Source organism: Flavobacterium sp. FlaQc-52 (assembly GCF_044007495.1).
GTDB classification, from domain to species: domain Bacteria; phylum Bacteroidota; class Bacteroidia; order Flavobacteriales; family Flavobacteriaceae; genus Flavobacterium; species Flavobacterium cupriresistens.
Genome location: NZ_JBIPCV010000001.1, coordinates 921,257 through 938,893 on the forward strand (window position 1 = coordinate 921,257; position 17,637 = coordinate 938,893).

Sequence of the window (17,637 nt, forward strand, 5' to 3'; positions counted from 1 at the left end):
CCACAATGATAAAAGTGCTAATCATAGAAGATGAAATTCCGGCAAGAAACAAACTGAAAAGATTTCTCAGTCAGCTTAACGAAAGTATTGAAGTAGTGGGCGAAATAGATACTGTAGAGGCTGCAATTGCATTTTTGAACACAACAGAAGTAAATTTGATCCTTTCGGATATTGAATTACTGGACGGAAATGCTTTTGAAATCTATACGCAAGTTAAAATTAACTGTCCGATTATTTTCACCACGGCCTACGATCAATTTCTGATGGATGCGTTTGAGAATTATGGTATCGAATATCTTTTGAAGCCTTTTTCGATGGAACGTTTTCAAAAAGCCTGGGACAAGTACCTATTGTTAGGAAAATCAAACTCTAATGAAAGTGATTTGGTCGCTAAATTAAATCAGATTCTTCAAAACAATAATCCGGTAAAAACCTATAAAGAACGTTTCACGATCAGTAGTCCGAAAGGGATTTATTTTATAGAAACAAATGGTATTTTGTTTTTTGAAGCCAACGAAGGGGTGTTATTTGCTTTTGACACAACGGGAAAAAAACATTTGCTGAATGAGACAACGCTTAAAGAAATTGAATTTTTACTCGATCCACGGGCTTTTTTCAGAATTAACCGTAGTGAACTGGTTCATAAAAAATATGTTGAAAGAGTCGAACGTTATTCTAAAAATGCTTTTGCTTTAAAAATAAAAGGATATGAAAAACACCTGAAGACCAGTCAAAGCAATACCGCATCTTTTCGGGAATGGATAGAGCAATAATTGTTTCGTACAAAGGTTTAAAGAGGCAAAGGCTCAAAGGTCCAAAAGATACAGCGGCAGACGCTAAAAACTTTGAGCCTTTGTGGCTTTGTGACTTTCAACCTCTCCTCCACTATCCTCAAAAAAAAACATCTGACATAAATACGAATATGCCAGATGTAATCACAAATCAATCACTGAGGATTAAAATCTTTATTTCACTAAATAAGAAACAGCATCTGCTTCACAAAGCCTAAAATACCCCATCGCGTAACTATCAGCGTTTTTGGTATTGACAATATTGCCTCTGATATTGCCTGGCGGAACAGAAAAAGGATTTCCTTGTGAAGCTTCCAAAATTAGCTTCATATAGTTAAAAAAGTTCTTCGAAATACCACGATTCACAATAGCAATGGTTTTACCCGGTTTTAAATCTGTATCTCCGAATTGAATACTTATTTCATTCCCATTTAATAACTCATCATCTGAATTTACATAAAGAGGAAACTTTAAAAAATCACTTTTGAAATCTGTGAGATAATAATTGCTCTTATCAGCCGGGTCATTAAAATAAATCTGAACCACAAGCACATCAGGACCTGATATATCCGGTACATATTTTTGCTCTACTTTATTAATTGGAGTTACGGAAGTTAACTTTTCAACAGCAGTAAAACTTTGCCCTTCAGCCTGTACATGAAGCACATAATCCATATCTACCACAGGAACAAAATTAGTACATACATATACGCCGGGTGCCGATTCGTTAAAAATGAAACTGGTTCCATTACTGTTCTCCACTCTTACCTGTGCTCCTGAAACTTTTGGTGTGTCAGCATTATAATAAGATGTCGTTTTACTGATTCTTATGGTCTGCTCGCTACCTGTAGTTCCTTTTTTCCAAATTAGTTCCGCATCGATTACGATCTTAGGGGTTCCTTCATTTAAATCCAACTTTACTGTATCTTCACAGGAAGAAAAAAACAAAACAAACAAACCACTAAATAAAGCAATTATGCTACTTTTAAAATTATACTTTATTACTCTTTGCATGCCATTAAAATTTAAAATTATAAGAAATACTCGGTACTAATCCAAAAATAGACAGCCTTTTGGTCTCATTAAGTCCTGTGTCTTCATTTGTTGTAAACGCCATAGAAACTGCATTTGCTCTATTGTAGATATTGTAGATACTAAATACCCAGTAGCTTTGCCATCCTTTCTTTTTGTCCGGTTTAGGCGTGTAAGTTGCCGCTACATCTAAGTGATGGTATAAGGGTAGTCTATTTTCATTTCTTACTCCGTAATTTGGCACATTAAGTTCACCAAAATTGTAATAACTACCGGCATAGGTTACCGGCTGACCAGATCGCAATGAAAAATTAGCATTAAAAGACCATTTTGGACTAAAATCATAGTTCCCCACTATATTTAAATTATGCAATTTGTCATAGCCTGATAAATACCAGTCTCCATTAGCAATACCCGGTTCATCCGGAGTTCTTCCCGGAGTCTTTTGTTCCGCTCTTGACAAGGTATAAGAAACCCATCCTGTGAAATTACCTTTATTCTTACGGAATAATAATTCCATACCATATGCTCTGGCTTTACCGTTCAGAATAACCTGTTCAATGTCATCGTTTGCCACTACATCTGCCCCGTCAATATAATCGATTCGATTTTGGATGTTCTTATAAAACAACTCCCCTTCAAAAGAATAATCCCCTTCCTTAAAATTTCTGAAATAACCTACTGCATATTGATCCAATAATTGTGGTTTTGTAAAAGGACCACTTGGTGTCCAGACATTCATTGGCATTGGAGATTGTGTATTGGATAACATATGAATATACTGCGCCATCCTGTTGTAACTTGCTTTAACAGAATTATCATCATTAAAAGCATAAGACAATGCCAATCGAGGTTCTAAATTATCGAATTTACTAATGGTTTGGCCATTTTTATAGGACTTAGTTCCGGTTGGAGTACCTTCTTCATAAATATTATACAACGGATTATACACTACAGCTTTCCCGTCTTTGTATGTATTAATATCTTCCGCACCCAAACGTAAAAACATACTGTAACGAAGTCCGTAACGAAGATTCAGTTTCTCTGTAATCTGATGTTCAAAATCAATATAGGCAGAACTTTCAAAGGCATATTTTTTATTCAACTGTTTGTAATTAAACTGAGAACCTGCACCTGAAGGCTTCACGGTACCCGGATTAAAATCATAATACAAACCATCGATACCATAGTTGAGTTTTAGTTTCTCTGATCTAATGTAATTCCAATTGTACTTAAGTCCGTAACTGCTGATTTTACTGTCCCATTCAAACTTTTCTTCCGTCATCGTTAGGTTAAACTTATAATCACTGTATAAAACCGATAAATTAGTGTTTAGAGATTCCGAAAATTTATGCTTCCAACTTAAAATACCCATTGCATTTCCGTAGGTACTGGCGAAACGTTTATTCAAATCAAACAAATCACTTCCTAAATAACCGGAGAACGTAAGGCTGTTATTCGGACTAAGGCGATAATTCAACTTAGCGTTAAAGTCATAAAACATAGCCGAATTTTTATTATCCGCCAGTTTCATAAATAAATGAGCATAAGAAGCACGTCCGGCGACGATAAAAGAGCCTTTTTCTTTTTTTATGGGTCCTTGCACTAAGAGCCGACTCGAGATAAGACCGATTCCTCCATTTACTTTATACTTTTCAAAATCTCCTGTCTGCTGGGCCACATCAAGAACAGAAGAAACACGTCCTCCATATTTAGACGAAATCCCTCCTTTGTACAAATCTAATGCACTAACGATGTCAGCATTAAAAATGGAAAAAAAACCAAACATATGAGAGTCTCCATACACCGGAGCACCATCTAAAAGAATCAGATTCTGATCTGCTGCACCTCCACGGACATTAAAACCCGATGACAAATCTCCTGCATTGGTAACACCCGGCAAGGTCAATAACGATTTTAAAGGATCGGGTTCTCCCAAAGCAACCGGAATTCTTTTGATGTCCTCCATCGAAAGTCTGTTGACACTCATTTGTGTATTCCTGACGTCTACTGCTTTAGTGTTTGTTATGATTACCTGATCTAATTGTTGACTATCAGAAGCAATACTAAAATTAATTGAAACATCATCGGAAACCGTAATTTGCTTTTCTTTCGTACTGTATCCCAAATAACTAATTGAAACGGTATAACTTCCTTTGGGTAATTCTAAGGTAAACTTTCCGTTTTTATCGGTTATAATGCCCGTTTCGAGTTCTTTAATAAAAACGTTGGCACCAATAACCGTTTCATTGTTTTCATCAAAAACCTGACCTGTTACTTTATTTTTTTTTTTTGTTGCTTTTGGCGCTTTGTGTTTTACAAAAATGTTATTCCCCACAATTGAAAATTGAATCTGTGCATTCTTATTCAGTTCGGCGATCAGTTTCTCTATTTCGATCTTTTTGTAAGTATTTTTTCTTGTAAAATATTTCTGACTGGTATCAATTTGATCCGTAAAGGCAAATTTAAAGTCTGTTTGTTGTTCAATTTGCTTAAATAATTCTTTTAATGTTACGGTTTGATCTACTGTAACCGTTACGTTTTGGGAAAACACACTAAAACTGAGTAAAAAAAAGCATACTGTAATTAAATGCTTCATAAAAATTTGTATTTTTGAATATTATTAAGTGGAATAGCATCATGCTATCCATACTAAGGGAGGATGTTTAGTTTCGCGGCTAGTGCATCCTTTTCTTTTCTATTGAAAAGTAATCTGCTTTATTTCTTCATTTACTTCAAAATTTAGGTTATACATTTCTGAGATTAATTGGATTATGGTTTTTAAATTTTCCTTTTTATTGATTCTTAATGTAATTCTTTGAGTATCAAATTCTTTTGGGAGTATCATTTTATAGCCATAGTTGGTCTCAATGTAGGTACTGAGTACTACTAGTTTTTCATTTTCAAAATCCACAAAGCGGTTGAAATCGGTTACAGCCACAATCTTATTGCTATAGGTAAATTTTTCACCGGGTTTCAGTATCCAGTTTTCTTTTTGGTCTTTTACATTCATCTGAACACTTCCCTCAAAAAGTTCAACAACTACTTCTTTATCAGTAGATCCGTTAACTGAAAAGGAAGTTCCAAGAACAGTTGTAGTGGTCTCTTTGCAAAAAACCTGAAAAGGATGTTTTTTATCTTTTTTAACTTTAAAATAGGCTGATCCTTCTACCTCAATCTTTCTGTTTGCAACAAAATTACTGACGTATTTGATTTTAGAATTCGGGCTTAATTCTACCACTGAACTATCGGGTAAGAATACACTTTTTACCTTAGAAGTTGGATTTTCAATGACAATCGAAGCAACAAAATTATCCACTTGTAATGGGTTATCAGTGTTGAAAACACTGGTTCCAATAAAGCCAAAAATTAAAATTGCCGCTGCCGCTGCATAATACATCCAAGGTTTCAATTTCCGTTCTTTCGAAGGAAAGGTTTTTGCCTGGAATTGCTCCCAAGAAGTTTCTTTTTCACTATCGGAATGCGAAACAGGGGTCTCCTCCCACATTTTTTTTAATTCTTCTTCCAGTTTATTTTCATCCATATCTTTGGGGCGTTAAAGTTTCTGACAATAATATCCTTGTTTATTAAAAACACCATAAACCATTTCTTTAATATCTCTGTTGGTCTCAATTCTTAAAACAGTATCACAACCCTCTGTGTCAAAGTTCATGATACAATCAGAAATAACAAATTGCAACAATGCTACAATATACCTAGCTTGCTCTTTTGTTCTAACATCGGTTTTGTAAACTTCTATATCCATTTCTACAGTCTGTTTTTATATATAACAAACGAAAACAGAAAAGTTCCTAATGGTTTTCGATTTTTTTTCTAATAAATTTACTGGCAAGATAAATATGATTGGCAATGGTCTTCTCAGAAAGATCCGTAAGTGCTGCAATTTCTTTATAGCTAAGATTTTCCAGTTTGTGTAAAGTAAATATTTTTTGTTGTTGTTCAGGAAGCTGATTTATGAAATTGTATAATTTTTCTTTTTTTTCTTCAAAATCTCCTGTATCCGTAACCTCTTCTGCAATTTCAACTTTTAAAGGATTAAGTTGAACTATTTTATTTTCTCTGTTCACATGATTGAGGATGATATTTTTACAGATCGTAAACAATTGTTTGTCCAACAAAACATCTTCGTGAAGTAATTCCCGCTTATCGTAAAGTCTTAGAAAAGTTTCCTGAACAAAGTCTTCAGGAGTTAGAAGTTTAAAGTCGAATCTTTTAGCGATACTTACCAATCGATCATAATAAGTAAGATAAACCTCTTTGAAGGATGCTTCATTGCCTTTTTTCAAACTTACTATAAACTTCCTATTGTCCATAACTTAACTATGATAACTACTCTAAACTGTTTGACGGCAATTATATTGTGTTTCAAAATTGAAAACATAAAACTGCAAGGATCTCAGATTGGAAATCTATTGAATCGCTTTGCCAATTTCAATGCTGTAGAAAAGTGCAAAGAACCGTAATTTAATTCTATATTTTATGTCTGCTGCAATAAAGTTTTTAGCAATTACAGCTATTGAAAAGCTCTAGATTAGTCGTGTCTTTTAAGAATATGTTACACAGGGATGAAAAAAAAATAGGACAGATCGAAACCATGCCATAATTTACATTTAAACGATGCTTCTATAATGCTAAAAAAATCGCACAAAGGCGCAAAGTTTTTTACTTTTAAAACTTGGCGGCTTTGCGACTTAGCGAGAACCATTTCATGAGCTGTACTGAAGTCTCTATCTCTTACAATTACAGCAAACGTTTTTTTTTATTCTCACTTTACCCACAATACTGCATTACCATGTGCTTCCAGATTAATCTCTTTTCCTACTGCTTTTATTCGGACACTATGAGCGCCGGAGGATAGATTGTCCGGCTTTACAATCCTCCACAAATGTGTACTGATTGTTTCCGGCTTTGGAGAATTAGATATTTTCATGCTGTCATACCTCCCCTGGCTTTGCAGATAGTATTGTTTTTGAATATTGGGCGAAATACCTTCATATTTTACCATTTCACTCCAACTTCCATTATCGAAATTCACATAAACTTTTGTCGCGTCATCTGCAGCAAATACATTGGCGTAAATGTAATTGTCATTCAAAGCATTGAGCGTAGTATCCCATTCGTTAGTATTTGGAACGGTGATGTCCATTTGTTTTGTGTCGGGTGCTCCGGAAACTTTATAATCGTAGGTATAACGATCCGGATTAATTCCGACTGTCCAATAGCCTTTTGGTGTGCCGTCGTACATCAACGCAAACGGAATCTGGTTCTGATCATGTGGCCCTTGCCACCAGGAACCACATACGGCGCCGGCAACTAACTCATGAATTGGCTTTCGTCCGGCCTCTCTTTCAAAATATTTATGATATTGGGTATGGGTATGTCCGGCACTAATCAGTACCTCTTCAAAAGGAGCCAACGATTTTATAATCCAATCTTGGTCTTCCATTTCTTCGAGAGGAATGTGCATAAACAAATGGATCGAATTAAAAGCACCTTTTTTTGTTGCAATCAGATTGGTTATAAATTGTTTTTGCATCTCATCAAGACGTCCTACATATCCTTTTTCGTTTACAGGATAAATATTATTCAGCACTAAAAAGAACTGATTTCCGTACTCGAATGCGTAATAAGACGGCCCAAAAATACTTTCAAAACTTTTATCCCGATCCTCAAAAGCGGTTTCTTTAAAATTTAGATCATGATTGCCAATGGTATAAAAAATGGGAGCTCCGATGAGTCCCAAAGTTTCTGACAATGGTTTAAAAATAGTCAGATTGTCAAAAGAAAGATCTCCAAGCGGTACTATAAAATCAATTTTCTGATCCATTAATTCTTCGGTAACCAACTTTCCTACGTTGTGAATATCATCCATCACATCAACCTGAGTATCTCCTAACAACACCACTTTCACATCTTTATTTTCAGCATTTGGAATCAAGGGAAAATTGTAATTTTCAACTTCTTTTACTTCATCAAACGGAACATAAAACTGCACGCTGTTCTGTTTGTTTTTCTTTGAAATATACCCCGTCGGTTTAATTACAAAAACGGTATTTCCTTCTATTTTTGTAATGCTGTATTTTCCTTTTGAATTGGTCTCAACAACATCTTTACCATTAGAAACCAAAACATTAGACAGCACTACCTCATCTTTATCAAGAACAGCATTTTGATTCGTATCGGCAAATACAATTCCTGAAACTTTATTGTTTTTTTGTGCAAAACCAACTGTAAAACTCAGCATTACAACTAAGCTAAAAATTATTCTATTCATGATACTACTTATTAATAAAAAATCCTTCGTAAGTCATCCCTCTTTTCCAATACAACAAAGCTATGCGAGCCAATATTGGACTAAAAAAATTCTTTTTTCCATCTCTAAATATTACTATGTCTCTATGTGTTAAAAAATTGCGTTGTTATTGCACCAGGAATATTTTTCGCAAAGACGCAAAGTTTTTAACACATAGAGACATAGCTTTTTGGAATCTATACTGCAGTTAACTTTTTAGAAAGGGCTTATTTCGTTTCCAGTAATTGCATTATTTTATTGTAAATCTCTGTGTTTTGATACACTCCCATAAAATTCTGAGCTCCGGGACCGTATGCAAAAACAGGAACAGTTACCGAGGTGTGATCGTTTGTACTGAAACTTCCGTGTACATATCCTTTTTCTATACTACCATCAATCAAAGAAAGTCCTCCGGTCTCGTGATCTGCAGTTACAATTAGCAGGGTTTCCGGATTTTTGTCTACAAACTCCATCGCCTGTCCAACCAAACGGTCAAAATCTAACATTTCACGCACTACATATTCCACATTATTGCTGTGACCTCCATAATCAATCTGTGCGCCTTCTGCCATTATAAAAAACGGATTTGTAGTTTTAGAAAAAGTGGTTGTAGCTTTAGCCAATGATTTCGCTAAAAAATCACCTCTTCCGTCTTTTCTGGAAACCACCGAAGCATCATCCAATACTACAAAACGATTATTCCTGATGGTATCTAGAGCACTAAATTGATCCGAAAAAGTATAGCCTTTTTTATGTAAAACCTCAGCAAGATTTTTACCGTCTTTGCGGGATCTGAACTCCTTTGTTCCTCCCCCAATTAAGATATCAACCGGATTGGATAAAAAATCTGCCGCGATTGCTTCACTATAACTTCGGTCTGATTGATGCGCATAAAAAGCAGCTGGTGTCGCATCGGTAATATTACCACACGAAATGAGCGCCGTTTTATATTTTTTCTTAGCCAATTTCTCTGTTATCGATTCTAAAGATTGCCCTTTTTCATCCACTCCTATAAATCGGTTATTGGTTTTATGCCCTGAAGCCATAGCTGTTGCGCCGGCAGCCGAATCTGTAATATAACTGTCGGAGGCTTTGGTTATTGAAAATCCTTCGGTAGGGATAGTAAACAAATTTAATCTTCCTTTGTTGGCGGTGTAACCGGCATAAATCTGCGTCAGTCCCATTCCGTCACCAATAAGGAGAATCACATTCTTTGGACGTTTATTTTTAGGAAATACAGCGCCATTTTTAGGGACATAAGTTTCATAGAACTCGGTATTCTGGTAAAAAGTTGACTTGATATTTTTAATGAATTGTGTCAAGGCCGATGTATTATCCGTTGCTATATAATCGACGTGAAGGTTCATTAAAGTCATCCAGGTATTTACATTGTCTTGCGTAGACCAAAATCTAATTTTCTTATGCTGATCGTGTACTTTTTTGATTACTGCTTGTATTTTTTCAGAATCGGTTTGGGTCAAAACCCCTTTTCCGTTCCAAACGGTAAGTTCTTTCAAATCTTCACTGATCATTTCTACACGCGACAATTCCTGAGCTGTATAGGTTTCATTTACTCTTCCGTCGAAATAAATAAACGCCGGATACTCGTTCCATTTTGAAGGAGCCGGTCGGCTTCCGGAAATAACTACTTTGAAATTTTTATTTGAAATTAGATCCGGATACATTTTTAACTGTTCCACAATTACTTTCAAAGTGGCTTCTGCCTCTGACTTTATATCAATCATCAAAAGCAACGGTTTATCGCTTTTATAAGCTTTACCGCCCAGTGCTTTAAATTTCAATAAAAGAGGCTCCAAATAAAGGTTACGCAACGAATTACCAACTTTAATTTCTTCAGAAGTATGAGCCACCATCAAATCATTTTTCACTAAAAAAACATCGGCTTCAATAACCCCTGTTTCATTAGCATAAGCCTCATAAAAAGGAAGCGCCCCTGCATAGTCATTATGAGAATGTATATTGGACGAACTGTATTCTTGTGCCTGCAAAAAAAGGCAGAAAAGAAGGCAAAAAAAGGTGCTTATTTTTTTCATATTTATTATAAATTATCCGTTTCAAAAGTTACAAACCAACTTTAACAAAACAGACATAAGTTATTGATATTAAAAGTTTTAAATTTAAAATTCCTACAATAAAAAACAGAAACCATCTATTCTCTATTATCCATTCTTTAAAAACACAAACCAGCCCTTCTTAACACAGGACTGGCTTATTAAATTATCTGTAAAAGTTGTCATTTTGTTTACGACTGCAGACTCCTTAGAAGCCCGCAGCGTAACAAAACACAAACAAATGAAACTACTTTTTACCAACCTTTGTTTTGAGACAAAGCTCCTTTACTTACTGCAATCTCATCCGGTGGTATTGGCCATATGTGGTGAATGGCAGGGTTAAAATTACGAGCAGGATAAATTACCGTTCCGTTATAATGGTGTAACGGTTTGGCATAGGTTGCTTCGGCATCGCCCCAACGAACAAGGTCAAAATGACGATCTGTCCATTCTCCGGCCAATTCGCAACGTCTTTCTCTTTTCAAATCGGTTAATGTTGCTCCAGAAATAGAGGTTAGACCTGCACGATTGCGAATCAAATTTATTTCGGTATCTGCACTTTGTCCTTTCTTTAATTTTGCTTCAGCCAACATCAGAATCACATCGGCATAGCGCAATAGTGGTACATTTAACGCGGTTGAAGGTTTGTCTCCATTTGCATTTACATATCGAATATCGATTCCTCCCGAAGTGGTTTTTGCATAACCAAACGGCTCCATATACTTTTTAAATTGATAGCCTGTTCTGTTACTTGAACTCACTACATATTTTCCTTCATTAAAAGTAACCAGCTGACCAAAGTACATAAACGAATCTCCTTTTTGTAGAATAGTCGCACTACGACGTTTATCGGCAGGATCATACGCATCAAATAATTCTTTGGTTGGATAAAAATTCCCCCAGCCATTATAAGCGCCCCAACCTTTATCTTCTAGACAAACTCCCGGAAAGATTGACCCAAGTGAAGTATTATCGGCACTTGAAGTAACAGACCAAATGTATTCTGATGACCAGTTGTTTTTGATTTTAAATACATCTTCAAAATTAGGAAGCAAAGCATGTTTTCCACTGTTAACAACCATATTTGCGTACTTAATGGCATTGTCCCAGTCTTTGGCATACAAATACGTACGAACCAAATACGCCCACGCAGCCGTTTTGTGCGCACGGCCGTAATTGTCTGCCGTAAGTTCACTGAAATAAGGCAATAAGTCAGCCGCTTTAACCAGATCAGCAGCAATATAGGCGTAATTCTCCGCTACATTTTTTGCTCTTGGTACATAAACATTCGTAGGATCGTTTCTATCCTGAATGGGGATTCCCGCGCGATCATCGCCATAATGATACGCTAATTCTAAATGCATAACAGCATGATTAAAATAAGCTTCTCCCAACATCATTTTTTTAGTTTTCTCCTCTAATGGAATGTTTGGAATATTACGCAGTACATCGTTACAACGTTTCATCACTTCATAATGCAATCTCCAAATGTCTTTTGTGTCGGATTCTGATCCGTCAACAATAAAGTTTTTGATACGTTCTGCATTTTGCCTTGGTTTGGTTCCGATATCATCACTGGCATTGTTGAGCCAGAAAAACCCACGTCCGTACATATTATCATCCGAATACAAGGCATAAATAGCATTTACTCCAGCCTTGGCATCTGCGGGTGTTTTCCAGAAATTTCCGCTCGAAGGGGCTCCCTGCGGTATCAGATCAAGTTCACTTTCACAGGCTGTCGTTCCAAGCAGCATTGTAAAACTCAACAATAAAATACTTATCTTTTTCATTTTTTATGTTTTATGTTTTTTTAAAAAGTAGCGTTTATACCCGTCATATAAATTCTGGACAGCGGGTATTTCCCTAAATCCAGTCCGAAATTAGAAAGACCTACCTCGGGATCCATTCCTGAATATTTGGTAATCGTAAAGAGATTCTGAGCTGAAATAAAGAATCTTAGATTTGCTTTTCCGTTTAACCAAGCTTCTTTAATTGTATACCCAATTGCCACATTTTTTAATCTCAGGTAAGAGGCATCTTCAATATAAAAATCAGAAATTCGTCCGAAGTTATTGTTATTGTCTGTTGCTGAAAGTACCGGAATATTTGATCCTGTATTCTGTGGTGACCAAGCATCTTTTGACTCTGCCAATAAATTATACCCAGGAAAAGAACCGTTTAAACCGGTATATTTTACCGCATTAAAAACGCTGTTACCTGCCGCACCGCTTAAAAAGATATTCATATCAAATCCTTTGTATCTGAAATTGGAATTTAAACTGAATGTGGTTTTTGGAAACGGATTCCCCAGCACTACCCTGTCGTTATTATTAATCACACCGTCTCCATTTACATCTCTAAATTTCATATCTCCGGCAACTGCATTTGGTTGATATACGGCGCCACTTGAATTCACATAGGCTTTTGCTTCTGCATTACTTTGGAATAATCCGTCTGTTTTATACCCGTAAAAGGCACCAACCGGACTTCCTACCTGATAAATATTGGCTAAAGGCAAACTACGAACTCTGCTCAAATTAAGTGGTTCAAGAGAGGTTAAACCGTCTTTGATCGAAACAATTCTGTTGTCTAAGAAAGCAGCATTTGCCGTCACATCAAATTTAAAATCACCTCTTGTTTTTTGATAGGTAAGACTTAATTCAAGTCCTTTGTTCTCGACATCACCCGAGTTTACAATTCGCCCTAATGGTGTTCCCGATACTCCCGGTAACTGGTCACGAACGAGCATGTCTTTGTTTGTTTTTTTATAAACGTCTACCGATCCTGTAAGACTGTTGTTGAAAAGAGTGAAGTCTAAACCTAAGTTGGTTTGCTCTGAGCTTTCCCATTTTAAAGCCGGATTTGACAATTCGTTTTCCGAATACCCGTAATTAATCACCGGAGTCGATCCAATTAAAGCAGAAGTCTGATTTAACGGTACACTAAACTGATAAGGTCCTAAGTTTCCTAAATTTCCAATCTGTCCCCAACTCGCACGAAGTTTTAAACTGTTTACGGTTGAACTAATGTTTTTCATAAAACCTTCTTCAGAAATTAACCAACCTGCAGATACTGAAGGATAAACTCTCCAGCGGTTTGCAGAAGTTAATTTTGAAGTTCCGTCACGACGCACAATTCCCGAGAACAGGTATTTTTGACTGAAATCATAATTTAACCTTCCGACATAAGAAGAAATAATTTCTTCAGACATTCCTGCTCCTAACTGCTGTACTAATTTGGCATTAAGCAAATAGCGTTGTGATGGATCTTCGTTATCAAAACCGGTACCTTGTACACTGTAAAAATTCCTTTTGGTTTGTTGATAGGTGTATCCTGCCAAAGCTTTGAAACTGTGTTTCCCAAAAGTTTTATCGTACGAAAGGGTTTGTTCGCTCAATAAATCGGTTGTCGTAGAAGTAGTTTGTGTTAATCTGTTAAAATCAAATACTTTACCCGGTTCTGTAATCTTTACGGTAAAATCTTTATAATCACTTTGAATTCTGGTATATCCCCAATTTGATTTGAATCTTAAACCTTTTACAATTTCCCATTCCGCATAAGGATTAATCAGAATAGTAGAAACAGGATTGTTGTTGTCTAACCTTTTCAAATAAGCTACCGGATTAATAACATCTCCATACGATCCGATGTATTTTTCAGGTACTCCACCAAAAGAACCGGAACCGTCTTCTCTATAAACCGTTGCATTTGGCGGGTACAAAATCGCTCCTAAAATTGCTCCTGTGTAAGCACTTGAAGTATTGGCACTCTGACCATCTGTTAACGAATACGTCAGATTCTCTCCTATTGTAAAATTGGGTGCCAGTTTAAAAGAAGAATTGGCGCGGGCTGTATAACGTCTTGCAAAGGTGTTCAACAATATTCCTTCATTTTTTCGGTAACTTCCTGAAAGAAAGAAATTAGATTTTTCTGTTTTTCCGTTTACCGAAATAGATAAATCCTGAATTTCACCAGTCTGAAAAATTTCATCCATCCAATCGGTTTTGGTCATTCTGGCAGTAGGTTCAAATGCGGGATCAAAAGCCGGTATTCTTGGCAATCCTGCATTATCTCTGGCCGTATTCATGGCATCTGCATATTCCGCTGCGTTTAATACTTTCAATTTTTTCGCTACATTCTGAAAACCTCCCTGATAATTTACATTGACATTAATTTTTTCAGAAGTACCCTTTTTAGAAGTAATTAAAATCACACCACCTGAAGCCCTCGCTCCATAAATAGCCGCCGAAGCCGCATCTTTTAAAACACTGATCGAAGCAATATCATTAGGGTTAATGGTATTTAATGAACCACTGTAAATAATTCCGTCTAGAACAATTAGTGGAGTTTCGGCATTTAAAGAACCTATTCCACGAATATTGATTGTAGGTTCTCCTGTTGGATCACCTCCATTATTAATAACCGTAACACCCGAAACGGTTCCTTGTAGCAATTCGGCAGCAGTATTGTAGGTTCTGCTTGCGGTTTCTTTCATAGAAACGGATCCTACAGCTCCCAAAACTTCTTTCTTTTTTACACTTCCATATCCCATTACCACCACTTCCTGTAATTGTTTTACATCGGCAGCTAATTTGATATTTAGATTTTTTCGGGTTTCGGTAACCTTAATTTCCTGCGTAATATACCCTACATAAGAAAAAACCAACAGCGCCTCATCCGAATGAATTTCCAGTGTAAAAGTTCCGTCATAATCAGTTACAGTGGCTGCACTGGAGCCTTTATCTTTAATCTCTACTCCCGGTAACGGCATTCCGTCATCACCGCCAAAAACGGTTCCGGATATCGTAATTTTATTTTGTCCCGCATCGCTTACTTTCTGATTTTTCTTAATCACAATATTGTTGTTGATTATTTCATACTTCAGGAAAAAACTGCTGCAAATTTGATCCAACGCATATTCCAGCGTGACATTGTTTAGTTTTAAACTTGCTTTTTGATTGGTATTGATCTGATTGGCTTCATACATAAAATGCACGTCCACCTGATTTTCAATTTTTTGAAGAATATTTTTTATACTTTCATTTTCTACTTTTAAAGTTATTCTTTTGTCCCTCTCAACATTTCCGGCCTTTGCCGTTAATCCGATAAAAAATAAAGCAGTGAACAGAATTAATTGGGTCTGAAGACCTTTTTTAATGCTTTGACACTTTGCGATGTACCGCAGTTGTTTTTCATTCATAATTTTTAATTTTGATTATTCCTTTAGTTATTGTTGTTTTTTTGGAGTTTCATTCTATTCTAAAAGTTATTCAATCCGGTACACTCCGGACTCGAGTTTATACTTGGCATTGATAATAGTACACACCAATCGGATCACTTGATCAGGCGGTAATTCTTTAAAGTAGGCACTTATTTTGAGGTTGTTCAGATCCTTATTTTCAACCGATACAGCGATATTATAATTGCGGTTGATTGTTGTAATTACTTGCGGTAATGGGGTGTCTTTAAAAACAATAATATTCTTTCGCCAAAGCGAAATGGAGTTCATCGGAATGTTACTAAAAGCATGCAGACTGCTGTTTTTTGATTTGAAAACCACTTTTTGACCGGGTGTTACATAAACGTTCTCTTCCGTAACAGTCGATTTTACATTTACTCTTCCTGTTAGTACAGAAACCTCCTGTGTTGTTTGATCGGGATAGGCCTGTACATTAAAACTGGTACCTAACACTTTAGTATCCATTTTATTGGTGTGAATGATAAAAGGATGTTTTTTATCTTTTGCCACATCAAAAAAAGCTTCTCCTGTTAAAGAAACTTCACGGGTATCTCCTTCGAATTCAGCAGGATATTTTAAAAGACTTCCCGCATTAAGCCAGATCTGTGTTCCGTCGCTCAAAGTTATTTTGGTATGTTCTCCGGGTTTTGTAGCATATTCTTTAAGGATACTGGTTTCGGTAGACAGATAGAAAAAACAGGACAAACCTGCTAAAAGCACTACAGAAGCCGCCATGATCCAATTTTTGGTGTTTAACGAAATGACTTCGTTTGATTTTTTGATGGCTTTGATTTCTCTCTTTAGTTTAGAAATATCCGATTGTATAACCACCTCGTGTTCGAATATTTCTCCGGGATTGTTGTACCAGTTGTCCCACATTTCTTTTCCTTTTAAAGAAGATTTACCTTCTAAAAAAGTTTTGATATCTTGATGTAATTTCTCAGGCATTATATAGTTATTGCTTTAATAGTAAGTCTTAGGAATTCCGATTTCAGGTAGGTGCTCAAGGTTACCCTTTTGTTAAGAAACCAAAAGAATACCTTAGCATTGAAATCTGTTATAAATTAAATTGTCCCAAATAAAGGCGCATGAATTTTAGCGCGTAGGCAATATGATACTTCACGGTCTCGTGAGATACATTAAGCTCATCAGCTATTTCTTTGTTGGTATACTGCTTAAAACGACTCAGGATAAAAACCTCTTTAGCCTTTTTTGGCAGCAAAGAAGTGGCTTTGTCTAAAGCTTGTTGCAGCTCATCATGATAGATGGATTCTTCTGTGGTATTGTTATTCCCTTCAATAACTGTATTTCGATCAAAGACCTCTTTACAGTAGGCATCCGTCATTTGGTTGGATTTAATATAGTCGAGCGTTACATAACGTACTGAAGTGTACATATAAGCCGAAAACTTTTTTTGAATGACCAGCGTTTTGCGTCGCTCCCAAATGGTGGTAAAAACTTCCTGAACAATTTCTTCAGAAATCGGAATCGATTTTATTCGCTGGTATACAAAGCGGACTAATACATCTCTGTATCGAAAATACAATTCATCAAAAGCTCTGTCTTTTCCTTGTTTTAATAATGCAACAAGTTCTTCGTCAGTATATTTCTTATACATAATACAACGCTTTTGCAACTGTTGTCAAACAAACAAGGTTTACTACAACATCGATACGGATTGTTTTTTTGCGATGAATTCTTACTCTGAAAAGCGACATATATACAAGTATTGGTTTCTTATACTATGTCTCCAAAATTAAAGCTCAGGGTAGGTCAAAAAGGTTACGTTTACATTAATAAAACCAGCCGATTACGAAACATATTATTAACATTTGAGGCCCGATGTTACCCCTATGTAGTGCCTCGGAAAGAATAAACTTACTTATGAATGAATAGTAGTTTATTCCCTAAAAAAATGGTCAGAATCTACTCTATTTTAAACGCTTATTGCGTAATTATTTATTTTACATATAATGGCATTTGCATCATAATATTTTCCGTTAAAATTAGTAAATGTGTTTTTTTTTGAATAGCCGTTGGTTTTAACCAACGGATTTAAAAGAGCATTCAAGAAGGCTTTAGCCAAAACTTTGCCTACAATTATTTCGGCTAAAGCCTATTGTCTCAAACAAACACAACCGTTGGTTAAAACCAACGGCAATTAAAATCCGGATTAATTATTTCTAATTG

At 35.9% G+C, this 17,637-nt stretch carries 12 protein-coding genes; 1 reads left to right on the plus strand and 11 read right to left on the minus strand.

The features are described from left to right. Window positions 1-5: 5 nt before the first annotated feature. The gene (locus tag ACHRV5_RS03630) at window positions 6-773 is read left to right on the plus strand and encodes a LytR/AlgR family response regulator transcription factor (RefSeq protein WP_395425810.1); all 768 of its coding nucleotides are present in this window, start codon (window positions 6-8) and stop codon (window positions 771-773) included. Window positions 774-965: 192 nt separating this feature from the next. Here ACHRV5_RS03630 and ACHRV5_RS03635 read toward each other — a convergent pair whose 3' ends face one another. The 11 genes from ACHRV5_RS03635 to ACHRV5_RS03685 form a co-directional block, all read right to left on the minus strand. After that, on the minus strand, window positions 966-1,805 hold the full coding sequence (locus ACHRV5_RS03635; protein WP_395425811.1) for a DUF4249 domain-containing protein: 840 nt from the start codon (window positions 1,803-1,805) through the stop codon (window positions 966-968). 4 nt (window positions 1,806-1,809) lie between these two features. Next, window positions 1,810-4,422 (minus strand): carboxypeptidase-like regulatory domain-containing protein, encoded by a 2,613-nt coding sequence (locus ACHRV5_RS03640; RefSeq protein ID WP_395425812.1) that lies wholly within the window; start codon window positions 4,420-4,422, stop codon window positions 1,810-1,812. Window positions 4,423-4,521: 99 nt separating this feature from the next. After that, the gene (locus ACHRV5_RS03645) at window positions 4,522-5,367 is read right to left on the minus strand and encodes a FecR family protein (protein WP_395425813.1); all 846 of its coding nucleotides are present in this window, start codon (window positions 5,365-5,367) and stop codon (window positions 4,522-4,524) included. A gap of 12 nt (window positions 5,368-5,379) precedes the next feature. Next, the gene (locus ACHRV5_RS03650) at window positions 5,380-5,589 is read right to left on the minus strand and encodes a hypothetical protein (RefSeq protein WP_395425814.1); all 210 of its coding nucleotides are present in this window, start codon (window positions 5,587-5,589) and stop codon (window positions 5,380-5,382) included. A gap of 46 nt (window positions 5,590-5,635) precedes the next feature. Further along, window positions 5,636-6,157, minus strand: coding sequence for an RNA polymerase sigma factor (locus ACHRV5_RS03655; protein WP_047778857.1), 522 nt, complete (start codon window positions 6,155-6,157; stop codon window positions 5,636-5,638). 452 nt (window positions 6,158-6,609) lie between these two features. Then, on the minus strand, window positions 6,610-8,118 hold the full coding sequence (locus ACHRV5_RS03660; RefSeq protein ID WP_395425815.1) for a calcineurin-like phosphoesterase C-terminal domain-containing protein: 1,509 nt from the start codon (window positions 8,116-8,118) through the stop codon (window positions 6,610-6,612). A gap of 245 nt (window positions 8,119-8,363) precedes the next feature. Then, entirely contained in the window at window positions 8,364-10,190 is a 1,827-nt protein-coding gene (locus ACHRV5_RS03665; RefSeq protein WP_395425816.1) for an alkaline phosphatase, read from the minus strand. Window positions 10,191-10,462: 272 nt separating this feature from the next. After that, complete coding sequence (locus ACHRV5_RS03670) at window positions 10,463-11,998, minus strand: RagB/SusD family nutrient uptake outer membrane protein (RefSeq protein WP_395425817.1); 1,536 nt, start codon at window positions 11,996-11,998, stop codon at window positions 10,463-10,465. A 20-nt stretch (window positions 11,999-12,018) separates the two neighbouring features. Continuing rightward, a complete protein-coding gene (locus tag ACHRV5_RS03675) occupies window positions 12,019-15,408 on the minus strand; it encodes a SusC/RagA family TonB-linked outer membrane protein (RefSeq protein WP_395425818.1) in 3,390 nt (1,129 codons plus the stop codon). A gap of 66 nt (window positions 15,409-15,474) precedes the next feature. Continuing rightward, on the minus strand, window positions 15,475-16,395 hold the full coding sequence (locus ACHRV5_RS03680) for a FecR family protein (protein ID WP_395425819.1): 921 nt from the start codon (window positions 16,393-16,395) through the stop codon (window positions 15,475-15,477). A 109-nt stretch (window positions 16,396-16,504) separates the two neighbouring features. Further along, window positions 16,505-17,065, minus strand: a complete 561-nt coding sequence (locus tag ACHRV5_RS03685; RefSeq protein WP_047778863.1) for an RNA polymerase sigma-70 factor — start codon at window positions 17,063-17,065, stop codon at window positions 16,505-16,507. Window positions 17,066-17,637 lie beyond the last annotated feature (572 nt).